Source organism: Polymorphobacter megasporae (assembly GCF_018982885.2).
GTDB lineage: Bacteria > Pseudomonadota > Alphaproteobacteria > Sphingomonadales > Sphingomonadaceae > Polymorphobacter_B > Polymorphobacter_B megasporae.
Genome location: NZ_CP081848.1, coordinates 2,580,662 through 2,596,303 on the forward strand (window position 1 = coordinate 2,580,662; position 15,642 = coordinate 2,596,303).

Below are 15,642 nucleotides of genomic sequence, written 5' to 3' on the forward strand. Positions count from 1 at the left end.
TTGAACACCGGCTTTCTACCGGTCGATATTGTTAAGTTGTTACGATTACTTCTAGCAGGCGCGGGCCGGGGGCCGCAAACAGGCGAATGATCGCGGCATCGAGATCGGCGACCTCGCTGACCGTTTCAGCCGCCATGCCCTGGCTTGCGGCGATGCCGGCGAAGTCGATCCCGGGCAGCTTGCTCCCGACCGCCTCGATCCCGAACAGCGCGGCGAAATGATCGAGCGCGACATAGCCGCCGTTGTTGACGACGACGAAGCGGACGTCGGCCTTCAGCATCACCGCCGACCACAGGCCTTGGACCGCGTACATCGCCGACCCGTCGCCGACGATGCACAGCACAGATGCGCCGGGGTTCGCCAGCGCGACGCCGATCGCGGCAGGCAGGCCGTGGCCGAGACCGCCACTCGCGCAGGTGTAGAACTCGTCGCCTTCGCGGATCGGGAAGTAGTCGTGGAGCGGCCCGCGCGTGCTCGGGGCCTCCTCGACGATCGCGATGCTGGCGGGCCTGAGCGTCGCGAGCCGGGCCATAAGCAGAGCATCGGTGAGGGAGTCGACGGGCGGGGTGAGGACCGTCCTGACCTCGACCGGAATTGCCCCGCGCGGGTCGACGCGCTCGAGGAGCAGGTCGAGCGTCAACCGGACGTCGCCGACGATCGCGAGGCCCTCGGGCATCCGCGCCGCGACCGCGGGGTCGTCACCGATTTGGACGAGCGCTGCGCCAGCGGGAACGAACGGCCCCTTACCCTCGACATGATAGGTGAACGCGGGCGCGCCGAGGACGAGGACGCAGTCGGCGTCGCCGAGCTGGCCGACGATCGCCTCGCGCGACGCCGGCAGGAAGCCGCGGAACAGCGCGTGGTCCTCGGGAAACGGGTTGCGCGCCGCCATCGGCGCGACCCACACGCCCGCTTGCAACCGCTCGGCGAGCGTTACCAGCGCCGCGCGTGCACTGTTGTTGGCGACGCCAGCTCCGGCGACGATCACCGGGCGACGGCTGCCGCGCAGGATTTCGACCAACTCGTCGACCGCTGCGGGGTCGGGGCCGGTCCGGCCGCTGGTCCGCGCCGGGACATGAAAGCCGCACGGGCGCTCCCAGTCGTCGATCGGGATCGAGACGAACACCGGTCCGCGCGGCGCCTGCATCGCGATGTGATAGGCGCGCGCAATTGCCAGCGGGACGTCTTCGGCGCGCGCGGGCTCGACCGCCCATTTGACGAACGGCTGCGGCATCTCGGTAGCGCGCTCGGCGAACAGGAACGGCGACAGCGGCAGCATCGACCGCGCCTGCTGGCCCGCGGTGACCACCAACGGCGTGCCATTACGGAAGGCGGTGAACAAATTGCCCATCGCGTGGCCGAGCCCCGCCGAGCTGTGGAGGTTGACCAGCGCGGCGCGCCCGGTCGCCTGCGCATAGCCATCGGCCATCGCGAGGACGACCGACTCCTGCAGCCCGAGGATGTAGCGAAAGCTGCCGGGCAGGTCGCGGAACATCGGCAGCTCGGTCGACCCGGGATTACCGAAGATCGTCGTCATGTCGAGGTCGGCGAGCAGCCACATCACCGCGTCGCGGACGGTCGGACCCTCCGTCGGCGCCAGTGCTTCGACATGAAGTCCCTTCGCGGTCAACGCAGGCGGGCCGCCGCGATGTCGGCCCCCTCGCGCAGCGCACGCAGCTTCATCCACGTCACCGCCGGATCGATCTTGCCGTAGCCGGCGAAGGTGCCAAAGCCGCAATCGGTGCTCGCGACGACTCGGTCGGGACCGACGATGTCGATGAAGCGCTCGATCCGTTGTGCAATCAGCTCGGGATGTTCGACATAGTTCGAGCAGGTGTCGATCAGCCCCGGCGCGAGGATCTTGTCGCCGGGCAGCTTGGCATCGCGCCAGATCTTCCACTCATGCTCGTGGCGCGGGTTGGCGGCCTCGAACAGGATCGTCGACGGGCGCGCGCGGAGGATGATGTCGATGATCTTCTCGAGCGCGATGTCGTGGGTGTGCGGCCCCTCGTAATTCCCCCAGCAGATGTGCATCCGCATCTTGTCGGGCGCGATGTTCGCGGTTGCGGCGTTGAGCGCATCGACATTCGCGGCGATCGTCCGCAAAAACTCGGCTTCGTCCATGTCCTGATAGCCGGTGTGGTGCGACATCGCGAGGTCGGGGCAGTCGAGCTGGACCTCGAACCCGGCAGCCGCGATCGCCTCGTATTCGGGGCGCATCGCGTCGACCAATGCGGCGAGGTAGGCGTCGTGGGTCGGGTAATATTCGTTCGCCTGGAACGCGGTGATCAGTCCCGGCGAGGCGGCGTTGAGGAATGCCCGCGTGCCATTTCCGTGGCGGTCGAGCGCGGCGCGGAAGCGGCGGATATCGTCGTAGAGCGGCTCGAGCGTCCGCAGCTTGACCGGCGCAATGCATGCCGCGCGGGTGAATTCCTGCGCGCCCATGATCGCGGCGAGCTTGGTGCGCAGTTCGGGCAGCGGTGCGAGGTCGAGCGCGGGCTTGCGCGCGCTATTGCCGCCAAAACCTTCGAGCCGTTCGATGATGTACGTCGAGTAGCCGACCTTGCCGAGTTCGCCGTCGCTGACGATCGTCACACCTGCTTTAACCTGGGCCGCGACGGCAGCGTCGACTGCCGACTGGACCAATGTGTCGAATGCGACTGCGTCATATGGATCACCGGCGTCGCGGGCGAGGAGGAGGGGCGTCAGTTCCGGCCCTCGGGGCAGGCTGCCGACATGCGTCGTCGCGATCACGTGTTCGATCCCCCAACGACGTGCTCGCCGTCGCGCGTCCGACCGGAAATAGCCTGTATCAACGTCATCTCCCCGCAGTCGCCATCCCTGCACGCCCTAAATAACGTCTTTCACATGGATGAAGAATTCACATGTCCGATGTTAACCTGTTGGTCCGGCTTGAGCAAGCGCAACGCGATTTTTCAGGCCCGACAGCCGTATGACGCGGCACGAAGCTTGGCTCAAATGCCAAGCAGCGTCCGCGCATTGCGCGATTCGATACCGTCGAGTTGCGAGGCGGACAGATCGAGCCGCTTCAATGCTGCGCGCGAATTTGCCAACCCGCCCCAAGGGAAATCGGTGCCGTATAGGATGTGGTCGGCAGGCAGCGATGCGGTCAGCGCAGCCATTGCGCCGGGCGTGGTGACGCTGGCGGTGTCGACGTAGATTCGTGACAGGGCGGCCATTGCTCCGCCGGGCACCTTCGCCATCAGGTCGCGCCGGACATAGCCCATTGAGGCAACGCGCTCGGCGACCATCGGCAGGATGCCGCCGCCGTGCGAGAAGATGAACCGGATGTTCGGATGGGCGCTCAACATACCCGACCACAACAGGCTGGCAATTGTCCGACCGGTATCGACGGGGAATTCGATCAGCGGCGTCGCCATCTCGGGCACCAGCCCAGTGCAGCATGGCGCGTCGGTCGGGTGGACATAGACGATCGCACCGCGGCGTCCGAGCCACGCGAACAGCGGCGCGAAATGGGCGTCCCCGAGGTAGCGGCCGCCGTAATTCGAAAGCAGCCCGACTCCGCGTGCGCCGGGCAGTGCCAGAGCGCGCTCTGCCTCGCGGATCGCGCCATCGACGTCGGGCATCGGCAACGCGGCGAAGAAGTCGAATCGGCCCTTGTGGCTGGCACCGAGGGCGGAGGCGTAGTCGTTGCAATCGCGCGCGAGGCTCTGCGCCTGTGCGTCATCGCCGAAATGCACCCCAGGGGCCGAGATCGACAGGACGACGCGCTCGACTTGCGCCGCGTCCATCGCCGCAAGCGATGCCTCGGGTGTCCACGCGAGGACTGCATCGACCCCGGTGGCGAAGCGGTCGAGCCACGGCTTGGCGAGCGGCTTGTAGAACGGCGGCAGGTAATGATGGTGGACGTCGATTGCCGAGGACGTGAACACGTGCGCCGGCTGCGCTCGAAGCGCGCCACCAAGGGTGATCGCAGCGCCTCCGATCATCACGGCGCGACGGCTGACCGGCATCGATCGTATCATAAGTGGTTGATCCCCACTGCACCTATGCGCTGGCGATTTCATCCGTCCGCCCGGCGACGCGCGGGCTAAGCGACGCCGTCGCCGTGAAGTCAAGGCATCCGAGCCGCCATTGCCCGTAGCTTGGCGCGTAGCCAGAGCAGCCCCTCGTCGCGTTCCCGGGCCGAATGATACTGCATGACCTCTTGCATCAGCGGCACGTCGAACGGGGCCGGCACGACCTTGAGCGCGAACCCCGGTGCCATCAGCCGCGCGAGCCGGCCGTGCATCATCGCAAGGCGCATCGTGCCCGGCAGGAGCGACGGCACCTGAATGAACGACGGCGCGACGAGCTCGATGCGTCGAACGATCCCGCGCTGCGCGAGAACGTTCTCTATGAAGGTGTTGCGCCCGACGATCTGGACCGCGACGTGCCCGGCTGTGGCGAATTGCTCGAGGGTCAATTCGCCGGCGAGCAATGGATTTGCGTCCCAGCCGACGACAACATGGCTCTCCTCGATCAACAGCTCGGTCGGATGTTGCGGATCGACGAATTCATGCGGAGTCAGCGCAAGATCGAACTCGCCCTTGGCAAGCCGGTGCGAGGTTTCCTCGGTCGGCAGCGAGATGTCAAAGCGGATCGACGGTGCTTCGTGCACGAGATCGCGGCATAGCGGTGCCATCAGCACGGTCGTGATATAGTCCGATGCTGCGATACGGAACGAGCGGTCGGAGGTCGCCGGATCAAACCGCGCACCCGAAGATATCAGGCTCCGCAGCATGACGATGGCGCGGCCGATTTCGGGCGCGAGGGTCAATGCTCGCGGCGTCGGAACCATCGTTTTGCTGTGCAGGACGAGGATGTCGTCCTGGAACGCATCGCGGAGCCGTTTAAGCGAGGCGCTCATCGCCGATTGCGTGACATTCAGGCGGCGCGCTGCTGCGGTCACGCTTCGCTCTTCCATCAGGAAATGGAAGGCCACGAGCAAATTCAGATCAAAGCGGTCGAGGCGCATCCATCAATTCCATTTGTGATCAATCATCAAAACTAAAAACTCGACGAATATGCAAGCGTCTGCGAGTTCGCTGCTCGGCCCGGAAGAGGCCACGCGACTTGGGGAGAAGACTGATGCGGCATTTCCTGCTGGCCGGAACGGCGCTCACGCTAGCGATCGGCGGTCCGGCATTGGCACAGGTGACCGAAACCCCGGCCCCGGCTCCGACACCTTCGCGGGTGGCACCCGCGGCAGCGGCAGCGTCGACTGGCGACGCTGCCAGTCAGGGCCTGACCGATATCGTCATCACCGCGCAGCGCCGGGTCGAGTCCTCGCAGCGTGCCGGTGTCGCGATCGACGTCGTGTCGGGCACCCAGGTCCTGGCGCAGGGGATTACCCAGCCGTCCGACCTCAACCGCATCGTCCCGTCGCTCCAGGTCCAGGACGCGGGCGGCGCCAATAAGACCTTCTTCCTGCGCGGCGTCGGCAACTTCACCGTCAACGGTTATTCGGACCCGGCGATCGCGGTGAACTACGACGGGGTCTACCTCGGCCGTCCGACGTCGACCTCGGGGCTATTCTACGATCTCGAACGCCTCGAAGTGCTCAAGGGGCCGCAGGGCACGCTGTACGGGCGCAACGCCACCGCCGGCGCGATCAACATCCTTCCCGCGCGGCCCAAGCTGGGCGAAGTCTCGGGCTTCGTCGATGCGAGCTACGGCAATTACAACGCGGTCAACGTCCAGGGCGCAGTCAACGTGCCGATCGGCAGCATCGCTGCGGTCCGCGTGTCGGGCAACGTCGTGTCGCGCGACGGCTATCTGACCGATGGCACGTCCGACGAGAAGACGCAGGCAGTACGCGCCCAGGTCCTCGTCGAGCCGTCGCCCGATCTCAAGCTGCGCCTCGCCGGGGATTATTCGCACAGCGGCGGCAAGGGTGTCGGCTCGTCGTACGATGGTGCCTATGCGCTTAACTTCCAGACGGGGGCGTATAACTTCGTGCCCTCGGGACTCGGCGCGCAGGTCGGGCTGTTCGATCCCAAGGCGCAGGCGTACCGCCAAACGCTGTTCCTCGGGGTCTCGGGCCGCACCGCCGATCCGCTCGCCAATAATGTCTACCTCGACAACAAGTTCTACGGCGTCAACGGCGAGCTGAACTGGGACACCGGCGCGGGCACGCTGACCGTCATCCCGGCGTATCGCAAGGCCGATCTCAACTACAACTTCGGCGCGGCGGCGTTCATCGGCCTGATCCGTGAGAAGGACGAGCAGTATAGCCTCGAGGCGCGCTTCAACGGCAAGCGCATCGGGCCGTTCGACTATGTCGTCGGGGGTTATTATTTCGACGAAAAGGTCGACGGTAATTATACCTTCGCGCAGCAGGCGCTCAACGCGTACCAGTTCTACACGTCGAGCACCAAGAGCTGGGCGGTGTTCGGGCGCGTCGTCGCCAACGTCACCGATCGCTTCCGCCTGATCGGGGGCGTCCGCTACACCGACGACCACAAGGACTTCAACGGCCGCGCCGACGTCTTCGTCGTCGTCTGCACCCAGCGCAACGCTTTCGGCGTGCCGAGCTGCCCGACGACGCCGCTGCTCCCGGTCGGCACCAATTACAACGCGCTGCAGCCGCCGTTCATCGTCCCGCCGGCGGGGCAGGCACGTCCGATCGGTGCCACCGGCGCGATCCTCAGCCGCGTCGCGACGATCGTCGACGCGACGCTGCCGTCGAGCCAGGTGACTTGGCGCGGCGCAGCGGAGTTCGACATCGCGCCGCGATCGCTCGGTTATGCCAGCGTCGAGCGCGGCTACCGTTCGGGCGGCTTTTCGCTCGCCGCCGGGTATGAGACGTACAAGCCCGAATTCATCACCGCTTATACGGTCGGGGTGAAGAACCGCTTCCTCGACAACAAACTCCAGCTGAACGTCGAGGCCTTCTGGTGGGATTATACCGACCAGCAGATCGGGCGGATCGGAGTCGACGCCAACGGCAACCAGGGGCAGTTCAGCCAGAACATCGGCCAGTCGACGATCAAGGGGGTCGAGGCCAACGTCGAGGTCCTGCCGCTGCCCGACACGCTGCTGACCGGCGAGGTCCAGTATCTCGACAGCAAGTATAAGAGCTTCACCTACAACCAACCTGCCCAGGCGACGCCGCCGCTGACCGGATGCCCGACGACGCTGACAGCAGGGGTCTACACGATCAACTGCGCGGGCTTCCCGGGGTTTAATGCGCCGAAGTGGACGCTGACCCTCGCGGCGCAGCAGACCGTCCGTGTCGGCGGGTTCAAGGTCGTCGGCAGCGTCGATACCCAGTTCCGGACCAAGCGCTACGTCGAGGCCGAATTCCTTCCCGAGGAGCTGGTTCACAGCACCTGGACGACCAACGTCCAGCTCGGCTTCGGCCCCGATGGCGGCCACTGGCAGATAACCGGTTTCATCCGCAATCTCGAGAACGACCGGATCATCGTCAACACCCCGACCGTCAGCGTCGCCAACGCGCTCGTTGCCACGACCTCGGCCCCGCGCACCTTCGGTGTCCGCGCCGGATACACCTTCTGATGAGGCTGACGATGCGGGCGAGCGGCATAAGGATGACATTGTGAAAGACCAGTCGATCCTCATAATCGGCGGCGGGATCGGCGGGCTGACCGCCGCGATCGCGCTGCGTGCCGCCGGGCACCGCGTCACGGTGATCGAGCGCGACCCGACGTGGTCGGTCTACGGCGTCGGCATCATCCAGCAGGGCAATGTCATCCGCGCGATGACCGAGCTCGGAGTGATCGACGACTATCTCGCTGCGGGTGTCGGCTTCGACAAGGTCGCGGTCCATGCCCCCAACGGGATGCTCGTTGCCACGGTCCCGTCGCCGCGCCTCGTCGAGCGCTATCCGGCCAACCTCGGCATCAGCCGCAAGGCGCTCCACGCAGTCTTGGGCAACCGGACCAAGGCGGCGGGTGCCGACGTCCGGCTCGGGGTCAGCGTGACGGCGATCGACGATGACGGCGCGGGTGTGAGTGTCGCCTTCGCCGACGGTGGCAGCGAGCGCTTCGATATGGTGATCGGGGCCGACGGCCTGTATTCCGAAACGCGCGAGCGACTATTCCCCGAAGCTCCCAAGCCCGAATTTACCGGGCAGGCGGTGTGGCGGTACAATGTGCCACGCCCCGAAGGGCTCGACGCACTCCACGTCTATAACGGGCGCATCGGCGCCGGTCTGGTCCCGATCAGCGACGCTTTGATGTACGTCTATGTGACGACCCCCGAGCCGGGCAATCCCCGCTATCCGCGCGAGGGGCTGGCCGAGGCGATGCGCGCCAAGCTCGTTGGCCACGCGCCTGATATCCGCGCTCTTGGCGAGTCGATCGTCGACGATGACGAGGTGGTGTACCGCCCGCTCGAGACGATCCTCATCACCGGGCCGTGGCATAAGGGCAGGGTCGTACTGCTCGGCGACGCCGTCCATGCGACGACACCGCATCTCGGGCAGGGCGCCGGCATGGCGATCGAGGACTCGCTCGTGCTTGCCGACGAGATCGGCCGCCACGACACGCCCGAGGAGGCGTTCAAAGCCTATCATGACCGCCGCTTCGACCGCTGCCGCTACATCGTCGACTCGTCGCTCGCGATCTGCCGCGGCCAGCTCGGCCTCGCGCCGCCGGTCGATAACGCCGTGGCCACTGCGGAAATGTTCAAGCGCACCGCGCAACCGATCTGAGGAGCGACGACGATGAGCCGTGTTACCGAAATTCGCTACGTCGGCTACGCCGTCGAGGATCTCGACGCCGAGCGTAAATTCTACGCCGATAGCTGGGGCCTCGTCGAGGTTGCGTCGACCGACGACATGGCGTGGTTCAAGACCCATGGCTCGGCCGAGCACCACGTCGTCCGGCTGCGCAAGTCGGAGGTCAACCACATCGAGGTCATCGCGCTTGCCGCCGACGACCGTGCCGATGTCGAGGCGCTCCACGACAACGTCGTCGCCGCGGGCTGCAAGATCATCCACGCTCCGCGCGATCTCGACGCCCCCGGCGGCGGCTACGGTTTCCGCTTTTTCTCTCCCGACGGCTTGCCGTTCGAGGTGTCGAGCGACGTCGCGCGCGGTGACAGCCGGACGATGGAGCGCTGGGAAGGGATGCCGGTCAAGATCAGCCACATCGTCCTCCACTCGCCCGACAACCGGGCGATGGCGGCATTCTTCACCGATGTGCTCGGCTTCCGCGTGTCGGACTGGCTCGGCGAGTTCATGGTGTTCCTGCGCTGCAACACCGCGCATCACCGCCTCGCGGTGCTGCCAGGACCGCCGCACCTCAACCATGTCGCGTTCGACATGCTCACCGCCGACGACATGATGCGCGGCGCGAGCCGGCTGCGGAAGATGGGGACCGACCTGCTGTGGGGTCCCGGGCGGCACACCGCAGGCAACAACACCTTCAGCTATTTCACGACGCCGAACGGCTTTGCCGTCGAATATACCTCCGAGCTCGAGGAGGTCGATTTCGACGCCCATGAGGACCGTGTCATCGCGCCGGGGCCGCACGTCATGGACCAGTGGGGGACCGGGGTCGGCGGTCCGCAGACGATGCCGAAGCCGCACGTCGATCCGCGCCTGTTCCAGCCGTCGGACGTCTGAGCCGATGTCGCTGTTCGAGTATTTCCCCAACTATATCTGGAACCTGTCGGTCGCGATCGCGCTCGAAAGCGGCGGGCGCATCGGTGAGATCATCGACATGTGCCAGCCGATCCGCGACGCAGCGGCATCGGGGGCCGACGCCGGGACACCGCAGTTCATGGCGCGCTGGGTCGAGATGGCCGACCGGCTGACCGGGCTCGCCGACGAGGACGACAAGCTCGGGCGCGGGTTCTCGGCATCGGACAAGCTCGAACGCGCCGCACTCTACCTGTTCGTCGCCGAGCGGATGCAGGGCCATGGCTCGCCGGGCCGCGCCGATACCTATGCCCGCGCGCTCGCGACCTTCGCGCGCTCGACCGAACTTGGAGCGATCAACCGCGAGCGGGTCGAGATTCCGCTCGCGACGGGGACGATGCCCGCGCTGTTCACCCGCGCTCCCGGCGACGGGCCGAAGCCGGTCGTGGTCTATTGCAACGGCCTCGATAGCTGCAAGGAGCTGCTTTACTGGTCGGGCCTGCCCGAGGCGCTTGCCCGCCGCGGCATCTCGACCCTGTGCGTAGACCAGCCCGGATCGGGCGAGGCGCTGCGGCTTCAGGGTCTGCCGGTCGATCCGCACAGCGAGAGCTGGGCGTCGAGGGCGGTCGACTGGCTCGAAGCGAGGGCGGACGTCGATGCCGCGCGCATCGGCATGACCGGGATCAGCCTCGGCGGGCATTTCGCTCCGCGCGCGGTCGCTCACGAACCGCGCTTCGCCTCGGGCGCGGTTTGGGGGGCCAATCACAACTGGCGCGAGGTCCAGGACAAGCGCATCCGCAAGGAAGGTGAAAATCCGATCCCGCATTATTGGAGCCACGTGTTCTGGGCGTTCGGCGCGAGCGGCATGGACGACTTCCTCGCCAAGTCCGCCGAGATGGGCCTCGATGGTCAAATGTCGCGGATTAAGGTGCCGTTCCTCGTCACGCATGGGGCCAAGGACCGCCAGATCTCGGTCGACTACGCGCACCAGTCGTACGACCAGCTCGTCAACAGCCCACGCCGCGAACTCCGCATCTTCACCGAGCGCGAGGGCGGCGTCGAGCATGTCGGGGCGGACAACATGGCGTTCGGGCGCGACTATATCTCCGACTGGTTCGCCGACACGCTCGGGGGCCGCAGCGAGTAATGACTTCGCTCGCCGATTATCTGCAGCGTGAGACGCGGCTGAGCATTGCGATCAATTCGGTGCTCAGCCTGCTGTTCTATATCGGCTTCTTTCCGCCGTTCGCCGCCGTTGCGCTGGCGTGGACCGGCGGGCTCGGCTTCGACTTCATCCCGCAATCGTTCGCCATCACCCTGATGTCGGTCCTCGTCCCAGGCTTTCTCACGCGCCGCCGCCTCGCCGCAGGCTTGATCGCGCCCCTGCCGGGCCGGTCGCCGCTGCCACAGATGCTGGTGTTGCGCGCGATCCTGATGGCGGCGATCGCTGCCGGGGTGGGCGCACTCGTCGGGGCGATTGTCGCAGCGGTCGGCGGAGCGGCGACGCTGCCATGGCTTGCCGGTGCGGCGATCAAGATCGCGTATGGTGCCGCGCTCGCCGCGATCGTTACGCCGATCGGGGTTCGTGCCGCACTGCACGGCATTTCGCCGCTTATCCCGTCCCGCTGATCCCAACAGGAGCGAACCATGTCGACAGCCCCCTTCCGCCGCATCGTCACCGGCCATGACGCGCAGGGCAACGCGATCATCCAGGAGGACGGCCCGCCGCCGCGCGTCCAGCGGATCGGCGGCGAAATCGGGCCAATGTTCTACGAGGTGTGGAACACCCGCGAGACGCCCGCGCGGATCGACCGCGCGTCGGGCGAGCCCGCCGAGGACGGCATCAAGCTCGCGCCGCCGCAGAACGGCACCCGCATCCGCGTCCTCGATATTCCGCCCGAAGATACGCGGATGGCGACGCTCACGCCCGAGGAGGCGGCGGCGCACTTCGCCGAGGTCGGGGCAGGGGCGGCATCGTCACATTCGGCGGGGTCGCGCCACGCGATGATGCATCGCACGCAAACGGTCGACTACGGCATCGTCCTCGAGGGCGAACTCGTGCTGATCGTCGACGATGGCGAAACGGTCGTCCGCGCCGGCGACATCGTCGTCCAGCGCGGCACCAACCACGGCTGGGCAAACCGGTCGGGCAAGAATTGCCGGATCGCCTTCATTCTGATCGATGGCGCGTATGCGGACGGTCTAGCCTGAACCGCTTGATACAAGGAAACCATGCGTGAGACTGGCTACGCGGAACAACGGCAAGCCCGACGGTGAACTCGGGGTTGTCAGCAGTGACGGCACGCGAGCGCTGTTCGGCACCCCATGGCCGAACCTGCTCGCTGCGATCGGCGACTGGAGCCGCGCCGAGCCCGAACTGCGCGCAATGGCGGAGCGGGTCGAGACCGAGGGTGAGCCATTCGCATATGACACGGTGCACGCGCCGCTGCCGCGATCATGGCAGTGGCTCGACGGCTCGGCCTTCTCGACCCACGGCAAGCTTATGGAAGTCGCCTTCGGCACCGCGCCGATCGTAACCGACAAGCCTTTGATGTACCAAGGGATGTCCGACCGCTTTTATGGCCCCACCGACCCGGTGCCGTTCATCGACGAGGCGGGAGGCATCGACTTCGAGGGCGAGTTCGGCGTGGTCGTCGATGCTGTGCCGATGGGGATTTCCGCCGCCGACGCGATGGCGCACATCAAGCTGATCGTCCAGATAAACGACTGGTCGCTGCGTGCGCTCGCGGTGCCCGAGATGCGGACCGGCTTCGGCTGGGTCCAGGCGAAGCCCGCATGCTCGATGGCGCCGTTCGCGGTGACCCCCGATGCGCTCGGCGAAGACTGGCGCGACGGTCGCGTCGGGCTCGACCTGACGATCGAATGGAACGGCAAACCCTTTGGCCGGGCCAACGGTCGTGAAATGGATTACGGCTTCCATGACCTCGTTGCACATGCGGCCGGGACACGCGACCTTGTCGCCGGCACGATCATCGGCTCGGGCACCGTCGCCAATAAAGGCTATGCCAAGGTCGGGTCGAGTTGCATCTCCGAGCGGCGCGCGATCGAGATGATCGCCGATGGTGCCGCGACCACCGGGTTCATGAAGTTCGGCGACCGCGTGCGGCTCGAAGCGAAGCTGCCCGACGCCTCGGCCCCGTTTGGAGCGATCGATCAAGTCGTGGTGCGCCGGTAAGCTGAGCCAACTCCATCGCAAGTGGCGTTCATCTGTCGAGTTTCACCCGCGCCGTAACCGACAGGCCCGGGCGCAGCAGACCGGCCCCAGGCTGGTTCGGATCGAAGCGGATGCGGACACCGACGCGTTGCACGATCTTGGTAAAATTGCCGGTGCCAGGTTCGAACGGCAAAAGCGCAAAGCTCGCACCCGACCCCGGAGCAAGGCTCTCCACCCGACCGTAGAGATGGGTGCCGGGCAGGGCATCGGCATCGATTGTGACCCGTTGGCCGGGGCGAATTTGCGCAGTCTGCGTCTCCTTGAAGTTGGCTGTGACATACAGATCGTGGAGCGGCACCAGCGTCAGAAGTCGCGTGCCGGGCTGGACATAATCGCCGACGCGGACCTGACGGTTGCCAACGGTGCCGTCGATGGGGGCAAGGATCGTCGCGTGCCGGCTGTCCTGCTGGGCCAGGTCGAGTGCCGCATCGGCTTGGGCTGCGCGGGCACGGGCGGTCTGCAACGCCGCCTCGAGACCGGCGCGCTTGGCGCGGGTCACTCCGGCGGTGGCGTCCGACACCGATAGCAACGCGCGGGCGCGAGCGGCATCCTGTTCGGCAGTCACGGCGGCGGCGGCATAGGTGTCGGCTTCGCGCCGGGCGACAGCCCCGCTCGCGACAAGGGCATCGAAGCGGCGGCGGTCGGCCCCGGCGCGGCTTGACTGCGCGTCGGCAGAGCGGATGGCGGTGCGGGCGGCGACGGTCTCCGACGATGCGAGGCGCTGCTCGGCGTCGAGGCTGATAATCGCGGCGCGGGCTGAGGCAACTCCGGCGGCGGCATCGGCAATCGCGGCGCGGGCCTGCGCCTCCTTTGCGGCAAACTCTTCGGGATCAATCCGGATGATCGGCTGGCCGGCGCAGACAGATTGGTTGTCGCGGACCAGTACTGCGGCGACGAGCCCGCGGACCTTGGGCGCGACCGACGTGGCGTCGGCAGCGACATAGGCGTCGTCGGTCGACTGGCTCGACGGTGCGGCGGTGATCCATAGCGCCCCGCCGGCGGCAATCGTGATCGCGACCACCGATGCCAATATCGTCCGGCGCGACGGGCGCGGCAGGCGCCGTCGCCGGGGCGTCGCCTCGATCGTCCCGCTCGTCGTCATCGCATCCATCGTCGGACCCTTGCGCCAATCATATGACGAGCATAATATGACGGCTGTCATCCTACAAGAGCCGGTGCTGAATGAGCGCGACAATCACCAGAGCGCCGCCCGCGGATCCGCTCGCGTTGCCGTTGTCGCGCAAGTATTTGATCTTCGGCATTCTCGCCTTTGGTCAGTTCATGGCGCTCCTCGACATCCAGATCGTCGCGGCGTCGCTCAACGACATTCAGGCGGGCCTTTCGGCAGGGCCCGACGAGGTGAGCTGGGTCCAGACCGCCTATCTGATGGCCGAGCTGGTGATGATCCCGTTTTCGGCGTTCCTCGCGCAAGCGATGTCGACGCGCTGGCTGTTCGCGACATCGGCGGCATTGTTCACGCTCGCCAGCATCGCCTGCGGCTTCGCGTGGAATATCGAGTCGATGATCGTATTCCGCGCCGTTCAGGGGTTCGTCGGCGGCGCGATGGTGCCGAGCGTGTTCGCGGTCGGCTTCACCATCTTTGAGGGCAAGCAGCGCGCGCTGATCCCGGCGATCCTCGGCATGGTTTCCGTGCTCGCGCCGACCCTCGGGCCGACGGTGGGCGGGATCATCACCGACACGATCGGCTGGCGCTGGATCTTCTTCATCAACGTCGTGCCCGGCATCGCGGTGGCCGTGCTGACCGTCCTGATCGTCGACGTCGACCGCGGCGACCGGGCGATGTTCGGCCGGATCGACTGGTCGCATCTGATTGCTATGGCGGTGGCGCTCGCGGGACTCGAATATGTGCTCGAGGAGGGTCCGCGGAAGGACTGGTTCGGCGACCCCGTCATCCTGCTCGCTGCGTGGTTCTCGTTCGTTGCGTTCTGCCTGTTCGTCGAGCGCTCGCTCTATTCGAAGAACCCGATCGTGCGGATCTCACCGTTCCGCAACCGGACCTTCGCGTTCGCCTGCGTCTTCAACCTCGTCATCGGGTTCGGCATCTATTCGTCGACCTATCTCGTGCCGGTGTTCCTCGGCCGAGTCCGCGATTTCAACAGCCTGCAGATCGGTACTACCGTGTTCGTCGTCGGCTGTGGCCAGTTGGTCAGCACAATCTTCGCCGCTTGGGCGTCGAACAATATCGACCGCCGCATCGTCATCGCCATCGGGCTGTCGGGCTTCGCGTTCAGCCTGTGGCTGACCTCGCATCTCGGATCGGACTGGGGCTTTGACGAACTGCTTGTGCCGCAGCTTGTACGCGGGCTGTTCGTCATGCTGTGCATCGTGCCGAGCGTGAACATGGCGCTCTCGGCGTTCCAGGGGCCCGAGCTGCGCTCGGCATCCGGGCTGTTCAACCTGATGCGTAACCTTGGCGGCGCGATCGGCATCGCCACCGTCAACACCTGGCTCGGCGACAACACGCGGATTCAGGCGCTGCGCTTCGGCGAGGCGCTCGCCGCGAATAGTCGCGGCGCGCAGGAGACGGTCGCCGCGTTGGCGCAGCGCCTATCGGCGGTAACTCCCGATGCCGCCCACGCGCTCCAGCTGGCACAAGCGAGCTTCGCCCGGACCGTTGCGCGCGAGGCGCTGACGACCGCGTTCGACGACGTCTTCCGCGTCATGGCGTGGATGTTCGTCGCGGCACTGGTGATGGTGCCGTTCTGCAAGGTGCCGAAGAACGCCGCGCCGGTCTCCCCCGCCGATGCCCATTAGGAGC

At 66.3% G+C, this 15,642-nt stretch carries 13 protein-coding genes; 8 read left to right on the forward strand and 5 right to left on the reverse strand.

What is annotated here, in order from left to right; genetic code table 11:
• Nucleotides 1-31: 31 nt before the first annotated feature.
• The 4 genes from mdlC to KTC28_RS12070 form a co-directional block, all read right to left on the reverse strand.
• A complete protein-coding gene (mdlC, locus tag KTC28_RS12055) occupies nucleotides 32-1,630 on the reverse strand; it encodes a benzoylformate decarboxylase (protein WP_216707419.1) in 1,599 nt (532 codons plus the stop codon).
• The gene (locus KTC28_RS12060; protein WP_255601974.1) at nucleotides 1,627-2,754 is read right to left on the reverse strand and encodes a cobalamin-independent methionine synthase II family protein; all 1,128 of its coding nucleotides are present in this window, start codon (nucleotides 2,752-2,754) and stop codon (nucleotides 1,627-1,629) included. Before KTC28_RS12060 ends, mdlC begins: the two co-directional genes overlap by 4 nt.
• A 221-nt stretch (nucleotides 2,755-2,975) precedes the next feature.
• A complete protein-coding gene (locus tag KTC28_RS12065; protein ID WP_216707420.1) occupies nucleotides 2,976-3,995 on the reverse strand; it encodes an amidohydrolase family protein in 1,020 nt (339 codons plus the stop codon).
• Between the two features lie 101 nt (nucleotides 3,996-4,096).
• On the reverse strand, nucleotides 4,097-4,999 hold the full coding sequence (locus KTC28_RS12070) for a LysR family transcriptional regulator (RefSeq protein WP_216707421.1): 903 nt from the start codon (nucleotides 4,997-4,999) through the stop codon (nucleotides 4,097-4,099).
• A 113-nt stretch (nucleotides 5,000-5,112) separates the two neighbouring features.
• Between KTC28_RS12070 and KTC28_RS12075 the strand changes: the two genes are divergently transcribed.
• From KTC28_RS12075 to KTC28_RS12105, 7 genes are read left to right on the forward strand one after another with little or no spacing between them, the layout of a single operon-like run.
• On the forward strand, nucleotides 5,113-7,542 hold the full coding sequence (locus KTC28_RS12075; RefSeq protein ID WP_216707422.1) for a TonB-dependent receptor: 2,430 nt from the start codon (nucleotides 5,113-5,115) through the stop codon (nucleotides 7,540-7,542).
• 40 nt (nucleotides 7,543-7,582) lie between these two features.
• Nucleotides 7,583-8,698 carry an FAD-dependent oxidoreductase gene (locus tag KTC28_RS12080; RefSeq protein WP_216707423.1) on the forward strand — a complete coding sequence of 372 codons (1,116 nt, stop codon included), beginning with the start codon at nucleotides 7,583-7,585 and terminating at the stop codon, nucleotides 8,696-8,698.
• 12 nt (nucleotides 8,699-8,710) lie between these two features.
• Nucleotides 8,711-9,613, forward strand: coding sequence for a VOC family protein (locus tag KTC28_RS12085; RefSeq protein WP_216707424.1), 903 nt, complete (start codon nucleotides 8,711-8,713; stop codon nucleotides 9,611-9,613).
• A 4-nt stretch (nucleotides 9,614-9,617) separates the two neighbouring features.
• On the forward strand, nucleotides 9,618-10,775 hold the full coding sequence (locus KTC28_RS12090; RefSeq protein WP_216707425.1) for an alpha/beta hydrolase family protein: 1,158 nt from the start codon (nucleotides 9,618-9,620) through the stop codon (nucleotides 10,773-10,775).
• The gene (locus KTC28_RS12095) at nucleotides 10,775-11,257 is read left to right on the forward strand and encodes a hypothetical protein (RefSeq protein WP_216707426.1); all 483 of its coding nucleotides are present in this window, start codon (nucleotides 10,775-10,777) and stop codon (nucleotides 11,255-11,257) included. The genes KTC28_RS12090 and KTC28_RS12095 overlap by 1 nt, the downstream gene beginning before the upstream one ends.
• An 18-nt stretch (nucleotides 11,258-11,275) precedes the next feature.
• Entirely contained in the window at nucleotides 11,276-11,839 is a 564-nt protein-coding gene (locus tag KTC28_RS12100) for a cupin domain-containing protein (RefSeq protein WP_216707427.1), read from the forward strand.
• A 25-nt stretch (nucleotides 11,840-11,864) separates the two neighbouring features.
• On the forward strand, nucleotides 11,865-12,824 hold the full coding sequence (locus tag KTC28_RS12105; protein ID WP_216707428.1) for a fumarylacetoacetate hydrolase family protein: 960 nt from the start codon (nucleotides 11,865-11,867) through the stop codon (nucleotides 12,822-12,824).
• A gap of 28 nt (nucleotides 12,825-12,852) precedes the next feature.
• Here KTC28_RS12105 and KTC28_RS12110 read toward each other — a convergent pair whose 3' ends face one another.
• Nucleotides 12,853-13,974 (reverse strand): HlyD family secretion protein, encoded by a 1,122-nt coding sequence (locus KTC28_RS12110; RefSeq protein WP_216707429.1) that lies wholly within the window; start codon nucleotides 13,972-13,974, stop codon nucleotides 12,853-12,855.
• 71 nt (nucleotides 13,975-14,045) lie between these two features.
• Between KTC28_RS12110 and KTC28_RS12115 the strand changes: the two genes are divergently transcribed.
• On the forward strand, nucleotides 14,046-15,638 hold the full coding sequence (locus KTC28_RS12115) for a DHA2 family efflux MFS transporter permease subunit (RefSeq protein WP_216707430.1): 1,593 nt from the start codon (nucleotides 14,046-14,048) through the stop codon (nucleotides 15,636-15,638).
• Nucleotides 15,639-15,642 lie beyond the last annotated feature (4 nt).

Excerpts from the sequence above, each read along its gene's own strand:
- KTC28_RS12065 (WP_216707420.1), bottom strand. The coding sequence starts at position 3,995 with ATGCCGGTCAGCCGTCGCGCCGTGATGATCGGAGGCGCTGCGATCACC.
- KTC28_RS12070 (WP_216707421.1), bottom strand. The coding sequence starts at position 4,999 with ATGCGCCTCGACCGCTTTGATCTGAATTTGCTCGTGGCCTTCCATTTC.
- KTC28_RS12075 (WP_216707422.1), top strand. The coding sequence starts at position 5,113 with ATGCGGCATTTCCTGCTGGCCGGAACGGCGCTCACGCTAGCGATCGGC.
- KTC28_RS12085 (WP_216707424.1), top strand. The coding sequence starts at position 8,711 with ATGAGCCGTGTTACCGAAATTCGCTACGTCGGCTACGCCGTCGAGGAT.
- KTC28_RS12090 (WP_216707425.1), top strand. The coding sequence starts at position 9,618 with ATGTCGCTGTTCGAGTATTTCCCCAACTATATCTGGAACCTGTCGGTC.
- KTC28_RS12095 (WP_216707426.1), top strand. The coding sequence starts at position 10,775 with ATGACTTCGCTCGCCGATTATCTGCAGCGTGAGACGCGGCTGAGCATT.
- KTC28_RS12100 (WP_216707427.1), top strand. The coding sequence starts at position 11,276 with ATGTCGACAGCCCCCTTCCGCCGCATCGTCACCGGCCATGACGCGCAG.
- KTC28_RS12110 (WP_216707429.1), bottom strand. The coding sequence starts at position 13,974 with ATGGATGCGATGACGACGAGCGGGACGATCGAGGCGACGCCCCGGCGA.
- KTC28_RS12115 (WP_216707430.1), top strand. The coding sequence starts at position 14,046 with ATGAGCGCGACAATCACCAGAGCGCCGCCCGCGGATCCGCTCGCGTTG.